Here is a 12,280-nt window from a genome sequence, read left to right as displayed (position 1 = left end):
TTTCAGTTGTCTCGTGGTTTTGAGACTGAGCCTCGGATGATCAGCGGGCAGTCGAGACGAGTAGGCCTGTCGGCGAGGAGCTTGTATTCGGCTTCTCCGCGGAGCAGATGCACGAGAGTTTCGACGGCCCAGGCGCCCATCTCGTAGTGAGGGAGCGCCACCGTGGTGAGGCCGGGGAACAGGTTCGCGGCAATGAGTTCCTGGTTATCGAAGCCCACGATCGAGAGGTCGTGCGGGATGTCCAGGCCCAACTCGGTCGCTGCCCGGTAGGCGCCCATTGCCATCCGGTCGTTGTAACAGAACAGAGCGGTCGGTCGGTCGGGCCTGGCAAGCACTTCTCGAGCAAGCGCGTACCCGGGAAGTGTTTCCGATGGTGCGCTCACGATCAGTGTTTCGTCGATCGGAATGTCGTGTTGCTGCAATACCTGTTTGAACCCGACGAGACGTTCGTGCGTGGCCGGCACATCGTCGTTGTTGTTGAGGAAGCCGATGCGTGTGTGCCCGGCCTCGACGAGATGAGTGACCGCGGCGATCGCACCACCCACCTCATCGGGGACCACCGAAGGAGTGAGACCGGCCCGGTCGGTCGAGTCGATTAGTACGGCAGGCACGCCCTGCAGGTTTGGCGGGAGGGATACCTGGCGGTGATACATCGTCGCGTAGAGAACCGCTTCCACTTGCCGGTCGATCAGCGCCTGCACGTCGTCCTTGTGCGAATTGCCGCTGGACTCGCGCTCAGTGTTGATGATGACCAGGGTCAGGTCGTGTTCGCGCGCTGCATTCTGGGCGCCGAGGATTATCCGGCCCGCGTGGGGAGTGGTTGCGATCTCTTCGCTCAGCAGACCGATGAGCCCCGACCGGTTTGTGCGCAGCCCCTGCGCCATACGGTTCGGGCCGTAACCGAGTGTTTTCGCCGCTTCGCGAACACGTGCTCGTGTCTCTGCGGCGACTCGCATTTGCGGTGTGTCGTTCAGGACATGCGACACCGTGGTGACTGAAACACCAGCAAGTTCGGCCACGTCTCGGATCCCAACGTTTCTCACCGCCACCGTCCTTCTTCCTGTTTGGTTTCTACCATGGAGCGATCGCTCATCCTTTCACTGCACCCAGCGTGAGGCCCGCGACGATGTGACGCTGCAGCGCAAGAGTGAGCAGGATGACCGGAATGGAGTAGATCGCGGCGAGCGCCGTCATCCCTCCCCAGTCCAGGCCGAACTGCGTCTGGAAGTTGGCGATGACGATCGGCGTGGTCTGCGCTCGTACCGACGTGAGCAGCAGGGCGAAGAGGAACTCGTTCCACGATGCCAGGAACGCGAAGATCGCGGTGACGGCCAGGCCGCCCGAAACCACGGGCAGAACAACGCGCCACAGGGCACCGAGCCGTGACGCGCCGTCGACCTTGGCCGCCTCCTCGAGCTCATCGGGCACCGACTCGAAGAAGCTCGCCATGAGCCAGATCGAAAGCGGCAATGAAATCGTGGTGTGCGCGATCGCGAGGCCCAGCGACGTGTCGCTCAACCCGAGCGCCCGCATGGTCTCGATGAGTGGCACACCGACGGCGATAGTCGGCACCATCCGCGTCACGAGCGCAGCCACTACGAAAACACGACCGCTCGGCGTTCGATAGCGCGTGATCGCGTAAGCCGCTGGCACCGCCAGCACGAGCGAGAAGATCGTGCTGAGAACCGCAGTGACGAAACTATTGATGAGGGCCGGCACCACGCCGTCTTTACTCAACGCCGTCACATAGTTCTCGAGCGTCCACTCGGCTGGCAGGACCGCAGGCGGAACCGCGATCGCGTCGAGCGGCGTCTTGAACGACGTGAGCGCGAGGTAGATGAAGGGGAACCCGTAGATCACCAGAACGACGGCAAGGGTGATCCAGAGCAGAACACGAGACGACCGACGATTGGTCTCGATGCCGATCATCGGTCGGCCCCCGGACGCCAGATCGCGAAGATCGCGACAGATGCGACGGCGAGCATGGCGATGAGGTAGATCGTTCCCATCGCGCTCGCTAAGCCGGGATCGCCGTAACGGGTCATAGTGCGGTAGATGAGCAGGCTCAAAGTCGTCGTACTCTCTTGGGGTCCGCCGTTGGTCTGGATGAGGATGATGTCGAACGCCCGGGCGGCATCGATACCGCGCACGATGAGGGCGACGGCGATGACCGGCCTCAGAAGGGGAATGATGATACGGAACAAGAGCGTGGGGAATCGAGCGCCGTCGAGCTTGGCCGCTTCGATGATGTCTCCCGGCACGTTCTGCAGTCCGGCGAACAGCACGAGGGTAATGAATGAGGTAGTCAGCCAGACATCAGGCAGGGCCACGGAGAAGAGAGCGATATTGGGGTCGCTGAGCCAGCCGATCTGGCTTGTGCTCTGCAGGATCCCGACCTGTCGAAACAGCTCGTTGATGATGCCGAAGTTGTCGATGAGCAGAAACCGCCAGAGCAGCCCGGCGACCACCGGCGCGATCATGAGTGGGTACATGAAGATCGTGCGGAACACGGATGAGCGTGAGCCGAGCGAGGCGAAGATGAGTGCGACGCCGAGGCCGATGGTGAACTCAAGGGTCACGACGATGAGCGTGTAGAGCAAGGTCCTGAACGCCGCGCCCTGGAACGCCGTCGAGGTGAACGCATCGACGAAGTTGTCGAATCCGACGAAGTCACGGGGACCTCCCGCGATCGGGGAGATGTCGAAGAAGCCGTTCGACACGAACCGGATGAGGGGCCAAAGTACGAACGCCGCGAGGAAAAGCGCTGCCGGCGCCATGAGGAGAAGGGCGAACCGGCGATCGGTGATACGCACGACTGTGTGGTTCCTTTGTTTTGGGGTGATGGGTGGCCGGCGCGAACGCCGGCCACCCCGAAGTTGCCGGACTTACTTTATGATCGCCTCGATCTGCGCCTTCGCTTCGGCGAGGAGGGCCGCGTTATCCGCGCCCGGCTCCACCGCCTTCTGCAGCATGGGCGTGAGTACCGTGTTGACGATCTCCTGCCACTGCGGCGTCGCGGGGCGCGCCTTGGTTGCGTCAGAGTTGAGCGTCTCGAGGATCGCCGGGTAGTTCTCCTTGCCAGCGACGCCGTCCTGTGACTCGAACGCCGAGATGCGCGCGACCAACCCGAGCGAGGTGTCGATAGACAGGTCGTTGTGCTCGTATGCGAAGGCGATGAAGTCTTTGGCGGCCTCCTGCTTGGTGCCCGCCGTCGGAACGGACAGGTACCAGGCGCCGGGAACACCCGCGATGCCGCCCGGGCCGGCAATCATCGGAGCAGCGCCGATGCTGTCTTTGATGGGAGCGTCATCCGGAGTCTGCGTGTAGGCGTGACCCCAGAACCGCATCATGGCAAGCTGCCCCTGGTAGAACAGGTTCTGCGCACCAGCCCAGTCGAGCTGCGAGGCTCCCGCGGGAGCGTACGGCAGCAGGCTGGTGTAGAAGTCGAGCGCAGCCAGGTGATCGGCGTCATCGATCGTGACCTCGCCTGTGGCCGGATCGAGAACCATCTGGGTCTCGCCTGCCTGGGACACGGTCGCGAGCCACTCGGTCTCAACGGCACCCTTGACGTCGGTACCGTAGAGATCGATCTGACCATCGCCGTCGGTGTCACGAGTGAAGAACTCGGCGATGTCGGCGTACTCTTCCCATGTGGCGGGCGGGGCCAACGGGTAGCCGTACTTCGCCTCGAACTCCGCCTGGTTGGCGGGATCGTTGAACAGGTCGGTGCGGTAGTAGAGAATCTCTGAGTTCGTGAAGATCGGCATTCCCACGTATGTGCCGTCGATCTGCGCTTCGGAGACGAGCCCCGGGAATAGGTCGCTCTTGACCTCGTCGGTAAAGAGGTCGTCGAGCGGCGCGACTCCGTCTGCGAATGCGCTCAGCCAGATGGCGTCGAGGGCCGCGATGTCAAACGAAACGCTGCCGGACCCGAGTTCCGTCTGGATCCGGTCGTACAGACCGTCATAAGGAAGCTCGACGAGCTTGATGGTCGTGCCGGTCTCGTCCTTGTAGAGGTCGGCGATGGGCTGGAGTTCGGCAAGCCCACCGCCTTCCACGAGCACCGTCAGTTCGCTGGCATCGGATCCGCTGGGGCTGCCGCCTACACCACACCCTGAGAGGGCTAGGGCGGTAACGGATAGGGCAGCCGTTCCTAGCAGCGCGGCACGGGCACCGCGCATCTTGCGAAGCTTCATCACTTCGACTCCGTTCTTGGTAGCGGCATCGCTACGCACACTGTGATTGAGACCACTTTATGGTGATCAAACGTTTTGGCAAAACGTCTTGGCACGATTGTGCGCGAAGAAAACTCCTTTGTCCAATGCCAAATTGAGCCAAAATGCTTCTGGCTCCGAGGCGTAGGCCGCGGCCTCGTTGCCAAGTCGGGCCAGACCGACCGCGGCGTTCATGGGCCGCCACCGGATACACGGCCGTGCGCTCGCGCCGGCTGACCACATTCACGAGCGACTCTCCAGCTACGAGCGCAAACGACTGGCGCATCGTCATCGTGCGAGCGGCCAAACGTCGACGCGCCGGGCGGCTTCGCTGCGCCGCTGCTGCGCCGCTCGGTCACGGGGCTCGTGACATTCTCAGCCACGAAGGTTGCGAGCGAGTCGAATCCGATAGGCAGCTGCTGTTTCAGTTCCCCGGGCTAAAGCTACCTGCTCCCTGACCAGGGATTTTTGCGGAGACGAGGGGATTTGAACCCCTGGTTCCCTTACGGGAACTCCACCTTAGCAGGGTGGTGCACTAGGCCGGACTATGCGACGTCTCCAGTAACTCGACAATCATAGCCGCACGATCGCGGTTCTCCGATTCGAACGACTCGCGCCGATCAGTTGGCATTCGAGCAGGTGTGGTCGCCCGCGGACTGACCTTCGATTCCGGTCAACACCTCGGGGGCGGGTGCAGCGGGAGCCGTCTCGGTTGGCGCTGCCGTGGCATCCGTCTCCGGCTCGGGAACCGGCTCCGTGGTGGGCGCCGGAGCGTTCGGATCCTTCACCGCGCCGACACCGACGCTGTCCTCAGCGAGGGTGAACGGCACATCCGCCTGAATCTTCTCGAAGAGCTTGTCAGCGTTCGTCTGGTCGGGAACCACCTTGTTCGCGAAGGAACCAGAGCCGTAGAACGTCGGATACTGCACGAACAGCACACGAGAGAGGTCGAGCCCCTTCAGCACCTGCGCCATCGCGATCATGGTGGTCGGGTTCTTCAGGCTGTTCGACAGGGTCATCGACTGGGTGGCAACGGTCGCAATCCGGTAGAGCGCTGCCGGGTCGCCGAGGGTGCCGTCATCCTGGATCTTGCGCACCAGCGACGACATGAAGACCTGCTGGTTGCTGATCCGGCCCAGGTCGCTCCCATCGCCGACCCCGTGCCGGGTGCGGAGGAACCCGAGAGCCTCCACCCCCTGCAAGGTGTAGGTTCCGGCTTTGGGAAGGTTGATGTTGTCAGCCAGGCGGTCGACCACCGGGCCATTGGTGCACACGGTCACCCCGCCGATCGCGTTCGACATCTGCACCACGCCGTTGAACGTGATCACTCCGGCGAACGGAATGTCGAGGCCGGTCAGTTCCTCAATGGTCAGAACCGTGCACGGAAGGCCACCGTAGCCCATCGAGGAGTTGAGCGGCACACCCGACATGGCCGAATAGTTGCCTTCGCCGTTCGGACGGGGGCAGGACGGAATTGGCACGATCAGGTCTCGAGGAAAGCTGACCGCCACAATGTTCTGCTGATCCTGGGACACATGAAGCAGGATGGTCACGTCGTTGCGAACGCCCTCGCGGCCGGGGCAGCGCTCGTATTCGCACTCGTCGCTGCCGACCAGTAATACGTTGAAACCGCCCTCGAACGCGCCGAGGTCCGGTGGCGGTCCGGCCTCCTCACCCACCAGGGCGACGGAGTCGATGTTCGCCTCGAGCTGGGCTGCAGTCACGCCCGCGACGGTGAGAGTGCTGATCACCAGCACCGCGAGGGACGCCCCGAACAGCTTGAGCAGGCCTACCAGAACGGTCTGCCTCCTCAAGCGACCGTGGCGCGCGATCACCGGGGTCGACTCGTCGACGCGGCGCGCCCGGCGCTCACTCAAATCGCAGCTCCCTTAGGTTGTGGATGCACGCCTCACCACGGCGGGCACCAGCAACTGTGAGGCAAGAACCTGAACGAGTGCTGGGGAGCGGGGTGCGGCAGCAGCATCCGCATCGCCGCCGGACGAACCTGGCTAGTTCGCCTTGGAGCAGGTGTGGTCGGCAGCCGACTGCCCCTGCACCCCGGTGATGACGGCGGCATCCTCGGGCACCCCACCGCCCTCGACAGGCGGCTCTTCCGGAGTGTCCGGCGTGGTGGGAGCATTCTGGTCGAGCACCGAGCCGCGGCCGGTGTTGCCCTCCACCAGGCTGAACGGCTGGTCATTGCGGATCAGGTCGAAAAGTTCGTCCGCCTTCCGCTCGATCGGCGCCACCTTGCCCAGGTAGATGCCCCCGACACCCGTCGTGCTCGGGTACTGCACGAACTTCACGTTCTTCAAATCCATGTTCGCGAACACGCGAGCCATCGACGCCAGCGTGGTGACGTTCTTCATGCTCGAAGACAACTGCATCGACCGGGTCGCGGTCGTCGCGAGGTTGAACAGTTTGGTCGGGTCCTGGAGCACGCCGTCGGAGGTGAGCTGACGTGCCATCGCCGACATGAACACCTGCTGGGAACTGATCCGGCCGAGGTCGCTGCCGTCACCGACACCGTGCCGGCTGCGGAGGAACGCGAGCGCGCTGTGGCCCTCGAGTTCCCATTCACCGGCGGTCGGCAGGTTGATGCCGGAGTAGCGGTCGACGACGGGCCCAGTGGTGCACACCGTCACGCCGCCGATCGCCGTTGACATGTTGACGACGCCGTTGAAGGTTATGAGGCCTGCGAACGGGATATCGAGCTTGGTGAGGGCCTCGACGGTGAGGACGGTGCAGGGCAGCCCGCCGTAGAACAGCGTGACGTTGATCGGTTGGCCCGACATGGAGCGGTTATTGCCCTTGCCGTCCTCGCGCGGGCAGGAGGGGATCGGCACGACCAGGTCGCGGGGGAAGCTCACCGCGACCGCATTCGTCTGGTCTGCGGAGACGTGCAGCAGGATGGTGACGTCGTTGAGGTTCGCGCTGCCGCGCCCGTCACAACCGGAATCGTCCTCGCACCGGTCGCTGCCGACCACCAGCACGTTGAAGCCACCCTCGAACGACCCGATGTCCAGCGGCGCGGCGCCCTCCTCCTGGCCGACGAGGTCGACAGTGTCGATGCTGGACTCGATCTGCGAGAGGGCGACGGCGCCCACCGCGACACCACTGATCAGGAGCACCGAGAGTGCGCCGGCCAGCAGCTTGAAAATCGCACCGATCGGGTTCCGCCTGCGCTGTCGGCCGTGGCGCGCAATAGGGCGCACCGGCTTGCCCTTGCCTGAACGTCCCTCGCTCATTGGAGCCCCCTCAATGTCGACCTGAAACCATGCACCGCCTCGGGTAAGCGGTCATGCGCGGAGGGCGTGGGATTCGAACCCACGAGACATTTCTGCCCACCAGTTTTCAAGACTGGCTCCATCGGCCGCTCGGACAGCCCTCCAGGGTATGACCCAAGCGCCGATTCTAACGGATGCGCTGCCTCGACGGGCTCGGTTGGTCACTTCGACAGGCTCAGCGCAACGCTCGACGAGCTCGACCCGCTTGAGACGACGAGCTCGGCCCGCTGGCCTTTTAGGGCTGGACGGCCGTGACAGTGCTCTTGTTTCTTGCGGACTCTTCCACAGCGGCGAGCACGCGCTGGATCTGCAGCCCCTCCTCGAAGGACGGCGACGGCGGACGCTCAGTTGTGATCGCGGCCAGGAAGTCACGGACCTGATGCGTAAAGGTGTGCTCCCAGCCGATCATGTGCCCTTGCGGCCACCACGCCTCAAGATAGGGGTGCTCCGGCTCCGTGGCCAGGATCCTGCGGAACCCCTGCTCCCTCGCCGGGGCGGTGGCATCAAGGAACCGGAGCTCGTTGACGTTTTCCAGATCGAACGTCAGGGCGCCACCGGTGCCATAGATTTCGATCTGCAAGCTGTTCTTCCGGCCCGTGGCCACGCGAGATGCCTCAACCGAAGCATCGATTCCGCCGCTCAGGCCGAGTGTTGCCCAGACGGCGTCATCGACCGTGACCTCTTCCAACCCGCTCGGACCCGGCCGCCAGCCAACGAAGGTCCGCAGCCGACCGGCAACTTCGGTGACGATTTCTCCGGTGAGGTACTGAATCTGGTCGATGGCATGAGACGCGATGTCACCCAGCGCTCCCGTCCCTGCAGTTTCAGCACGCAGCCGCCAGCTCATCGGCGCTTCTTCATCACTGAGCCAATCCTGCAGGTAGCTCGCCCGCACCTGTCGGATGGTTCCAATGCGAGATTCGGCGATCAGTTCCTTGGCGAGTGCCAAGGCGGGAACGCGCCGGTAGTTGAAGCCAACCATGGATTGGACCCCACGTTCGCGGGCTGCCTGGGCGGCCCGCGTCATTGCCTCAGCCTCCATCAGGCTGTTCGCCAACGGCTTCTCCACCAGCACGTGCTTGCCGGCCTGGAGTGCAGCAATGGCGATCTCGGCGTGCATCCCGCCGGGTGCACAAATGTCGACAATGTCGACATCTGCCCGTTCGATCACGGTGCGCCAGTCGGTCGCAGACTCCGCCCAACCGTATCTAGCGGCCGCATCCGCGACCTGACCGGCATCGCGACCGACCAGGACCGTCTGCTCAACGACGGGCACATCGAAGAAGCTTCCCACGTTGCGCCAAGCGTTCGAGTGGGCCTTGCCCATGAAGGCGTACCCAATCATGGCTACACCCAGATTCCGCCGGGCCTCGAATTCGCGTGCTCTCACCTAGCGCCCTGTATCTCCTGAATGCACGCCGTGATCAGCCGATGTTCTGCTTCATCGGAGGCCATTCCGCTGATCGACGCGATGCCGACTTGTCCAACGCCAGTCACGAGGATCGGGAAGCTTCCGCCGACGGCCGCGAAATCGGCAGCGGGTAAGCGGTAGCGTTCGTGGAATCCAGGCTGAGCGCTGAGCTTCATCCACAGCGAACTGTGGCCGAACCTGCTGACAACGTTGCGCTTGCGTCGGATCCAGTCGTCGTTGTCGGGTCCTGCTCCGGTCAGGGAAGAATAAAACGCCACCTGGCCGCCGTGGGTCACCTCGACCGCTGCGGGAGCCTCCGCCTCTACGAGCTTGTTCCGGATTGCTGTCCCCAGGCTCCAGGCGGTGTCCTTGGTGAATCCGCGGAAATGGAACCGGAGTTCATCCTCCAGAAGATCCTCCACGGTTAACGCCGCGCTCACAGGGTCGTCCGTACCATGCCGGCGGATGCGAAGATGTCGTCGATAAGTTTCATGTTTGGCACAAAATCGGCAGCACTAGTCGGAGAAGGGACTCCGGTCTCGATAGCCGAGAGGACCGCCGCGAGCTGGTAGTCATAACTCGCGACACCGCCGACGGTACGCACTTCGTAGGTGTCGCCGATCCACTCCTGGATGCTATGACCGCTATGCGGAACGATCGGGTCAAGGATTTCTACCTTCCCGTGGTCGCCGGTGACCGTAATCCGGCTCTGTACACCGGGTGTGGTCGAGAGACCGTCGGCCAGCAGCATCCCCTTGGCACCACTGGGGAACTCCAGCGTGGCCTCCATTCGACTGTCCGCGCCCAGGGGGTTCAGCTCGGCGTTCGCTGAGATGACGACGGGTTCCTCTCCGATCACGTTGCGGAGCCAGCGAACCGGGTAGCAACCGAACTCCATCAGGGCACCACCTCCGGTGCGGGGATTATGGCGGAAGGAGTCGGGGTTGAATACGGTCTGGATAGAAACTTCGGCCGTGACTTCAGTGATCGTTCCAAGCCGTCCGGACTGTGTCAGCTCGAGCAGGTAAAGAAAGAGCGGATGGTAGCGGTCGTGAAATGCCTCGGTCACTTGCAGTCCCGCAGCTAAGCCTGTTTCGGCGATGAGCTTGGCCTCGTGGGCGTCGAGGGCGATGGGCTTTTCGCACAGAACATGCTTGCCTGCTTCGAGGGCGGCGATGGACCATTTGGCGTGTTCGGATGGGGGCAGCGCGTTGTAGATGATCGTGATGTCCGGGTCGGCGATGACCTGCTCGTAGCTGGAGTAGGCAATGGGGATCCGGTTTGCAAGGGCATAGGCGTTCGCCTTGTCCAGATCGCGAGATCCAACCGCGTGGACAGTGACGTCGTCACGTCGGCGGGAGGGTTGAATGACGGCCGTGGGCGCGATGAAGCCCGCCCCGAGAATGCCGACGACGTGGCGGCTCACCAGGCACCGCCTGTTTCGAAATAGAAAGCTGCGGTGATGCTGTGCCGGGTTGAGCTGGCGAGTGAGGTCATGTGTAGCGTCCTTTCAAGTATTAGTGGAGGGCGTGCCCGCAACGCGACCGCGTCCAAGGCAGCCGCGGCAAGGCACGGCAAGCCAAGAGATTCCGGTTTTGCCCTACTTCAGCGCTCCGGCGGCGAGCCCTCGCTCGAAATAGCGCTGCAGGAAGATGTAGGCCAGCACAGTGGGGAGAGCGGTGATGACCGACCCGGCCAAGATCTTGGTTTGATCGTTGGTGAACTCGCCCACAAAGAACTGCCCCAGCAGGGTCACGGTTTGATTGTCGGCGCTCTGGAGGAAGACGAGGGGCAGAAGATATGCGTTCCAGCTGGTAATCAGGGTGAGGATGACGACTGTTGCCGCAATCGGCCGCGACAGTGGAACGACGATCGACAGGAATGTGCGGAAGGTGCTGGCTCCGTCCACCCGCGCCGCCTCGAAGAGCTCATCCGGGATGCCGTCGAAGAAGTTGCGGACGATCAAGACCGTGAACGGGATCTGTAACGCTGCTGTCGGCAGGATCACGGCAAGGAGCGTGTCGTATAGCCCGGTGGCCGCGGCGGTGGCGAACAGCGGAGTAATGAGCACGATCTCGGGCAGGGTGAGTCCGACCAGGAGAAGCCAGTAAAAGAGCTCCTTCGCCGGAATGCGCAATTTTGAGAACCCGAAAGCTGCCAGCAGAGTACAGAAGAACACGATGGCGATGGTCGCGACCGCAATAATCAAACTGTTCAGGAAGTAGCGCGGAAGCGAAGGTATCGAAAGCACTGCCTCGTAGTTGCCCCAACCCAGCCCGGCGAATGATCCTTGCACCATCGCGACCAAGGGGAAGACGAAGGGCACGATCATGATCGTCAACAGGAATTGCAGCAGGATCCGGGAGCGCCGGGTTCTCGTTTCAAGCATCAGACGTCCTTCGGGGTCGACTTGCGGCCGCGGAGGCTGAAGAGCACCGCCGTGCCGATGGCGAGGATCAGCAGGAAGATCGAAAGTGCCGCACCGTAGCCCACGTCGTATAGCGGGATGCTCTCGCGGTAGATATAGGTCCCGAGGAATTCCGTGGAATAGTTCGGCCCGCCGTGCGTGACCAATTGTGGGATGTCGAAGAGCTTCAGTGAGTTGATGGTGCAGAGCATCAGCAGTGCGATCGTGGTGCCGCGCACCTGCGGCCAGATAATGCTCCACATCATCCGAGCGTTGCCGGCGCCGTCGAGTCGCGCTGCCTCTAAGACTTCGGGATCCACCTGCCCGAGGGCTGCGTAGTAGAGCACGAAGTACAGTCCGGTGTGCTGCCAGATCGCGATGGCGATAATGACCGGTAATGCTGTGCTCGACTGCGCCAGCCAGGGCTGGGTCAGGAAGTCGAGTCCGATACTGCTGAGCACGCCATTGAACTGGCCCTCGTTTGCGAAGATCTGCCGGAAGACTGGCGCCATAATCGCCGGGGCGATGATCACCGGCACGAAAACGAGGACCTTATAGAGGCCGCGAAGTCGCACCGCCGAGTGCAGGATTACCGCAAACAGGAATCCGAAGAACGCCTGCCCGACGAAGGAGAACACCAGGTACACGGTTGTGTGGCGAAGCGCTCCCCAGAAAATAGGCTCACCCAGGGCGCGCAGGTAGTTGTCCAGCCCCACTGACTCCTGGTTCGGGGAGATCCCGTCCCAGTCGAGGGTGGAGATGAAGATCGTGTAGCCGACTGAAAAGTAGATCAGTACGAACGAGACGATCATCGCCGGGATCAGCCAGAAGAACCCGGAAGGCTGCAACCGGGTTCGGCGGCGTGGCGGCTGTGTGGCGCGCGTTACTTCCCCCACCTTGCCGGGGGAAGTAACGCGCTGGTCTAGCGTTTCCAACAGATTCCTCACTTGTTCCGCGTGCT

General features: G+C 62.8%; 11 protein-coding genes and 2 tRNA genes. All 13 read right to left on the bottom strand.

Translation table 11 applies throughout. The features are described 5' to 3' along the window. Positions 1 to 2: 2 nt before the first annotated feature. Positions 3 to 1,049 carry a LacI family DNA-binding transcriptional regulator gene (locus ACX3O0_RS13365; protein WP_459089634.1) on the bottom strand — a complete coding sequence of 349 codons (1,047 nt, stop codon included), beginning with the start codon at positions 1,047 to 1,049 and terminating at the stop codon, positions 3 to 5. A 40-nt stretch (positions 1,050 to 1,089) separates the two neighbouring features. Beyond that, positions 1,090 to 1,929 carry a carbohydrate ABC transporter permease gene (locus tag ACX3O0_RS13360; protein ID WP_459089632.1) on the bottom strand — a complete coding sequence of 280 codons (840 nt, stop codon included), beginning with the start codon at positions 1,927 to 1,929 and terminating at the stop codon, positions 1,090 to 1,092. After that, positions 1,926 to 2,813, bottom strand: coding sequence for a carbohydrate ABC transporter permease (locus ACX3O0_RS13355; protein WP_459089630.1), 888 nt, complete (start codon positions 2,811 to 2,813; stop codon positions 1,926 to 1,928). The genes ACX3O0_RS13360 and ACX3O0_RS13355 overlap by 4 nt, the downstream gene beginning before the upstream one ends. A 72-nt stretch (positions 2,814 to 2,885) precedes the next feature. Continuing rightward, positions 2,886 to 4,196 (bottom strand): ABC transporter substrate-binding protein, encoded by a 1,311-nt coding sequence (locus ACX3O0_RS13350; RefSeq protein WP_459089628.1) that lies wholly within the window; start codon positions 4,194 to 4,196, stop codon positions 2,886 to 2,888. Between the two features lie 489 nt (positions 4,197 to 4,685). Further along, positions 4,686 to 4,774: transfer RNA gene (locus tag ACX3O0_RS13345), tRNA-Ser, on the bottom strand. A 60-nt stretch (positions 4,775 to 4,834) separates the two neighbouring features. After that, complete coding sequence (locus ACX3O0_RS13340) at positions 4,835 to 6,091, bottom strand: LCP family protein (protein ID WP_459108031.1); 1,257 nt, start codon at positions 6,089 to 6,091, stop codon at positions 4,835 to 4,837. A 132-nt stretch (positions 6,092 to 6,223) separates the two neighbouring features. Further along, entirely contained in the window at positions 6,224 to 7,462 is a 1,239-nt protein-coding gene (locus ACX3O0_RS13335; RefSeq protein ID WP_459108030.1) for an LCP family protein, read from the bottom strand. 58 nt (positions 7,463 to 7,520) lie between these two features. Further along, positions 7,521 to 7,605: transfer RNA gene (locus ACX3O0_RS13330), tRNA-Ser, on the bottom strand. Between the two features lie 131 nt (positions 7,606 to 7,736). Beyond that, positions 7,737 to 8,846 (bottom strand): Gfo/Idh/MocA family protein, encoded by a 1,110-nt coding sequence (locus ACX3O0_RS13325; protein ID WP_459108029.1) that lies wholly within the window; start codon positions 8,844 to 8,846, stop codon positions 7,737 to 7,739. A 41-nt stretch (positions 8,847 to 8,887) separates the two neighbouring features. Then, a complete protein-coding gene (locus tag ACX3O0_RS13320) occupies positions 8,888 to 9,352 on the bottom strand; it encodes a heme-degrading domain-containing protein (RefSeq protein ID WP_459108028.1) in 465 nt (154 codons plus the stop codon). Beyond that, positions 9,349 to 10,338 carry a Gfo/Idh/MocA family protein gene (locus tag ACX3O0_RS13315; RefSeq protein WP_459108027.1) on the bottom strand — a complete coding sequence of 330 codons (990 nt, stop codon included), beginning with the start codon at positions 10,336 to 10,338 and terminating at the stop codon, positions 9,349 to 9,351. The genes ACX3O0_RS13320 and ACX3O0_RS13315 overlap by 4 nt, the downstream gene beginning before the upstream one ends. 174 nt (positions 10,339 to 10,512) lie before the next feature. Further along, a complete protein-coding gene (locus tag ACX3O0_RS13310; protein ID WP_459108026.1) occupies positions 10,513 to 11,301 on the bottom strand; it encodes a carbohydrate ABC transporter permease in 789 nt (262 codons plus the stop codon). After that, the gene (locus tag ACX3O0_RS13305) at positions 11,301 to 12,254 is read right to left on the bottom strand and encodes a carbohydrate ABC transporter permease (protein ID WP_459108025.1); all 954 of its coding nucleotides are present in this window, start codon (positions 12,252 to 12,254) and stop codon (positions 11,301 to 11,303) included. The genes ACX3O0_RS13310 and ACX3O0_RS13305 overlap by 1 nt, the downstream gene beginning before the upstream one ends. Between the last annotated feature and the right edge of the window lie 26 nt (positions 12,255 to 12,280).

It is taken from the genome of Homoserinimonas sp. A447 (assembly GCF_054489325.1).
This window is presented reverse-complemented; position numbering and strand designations above follow the sequence as displayed.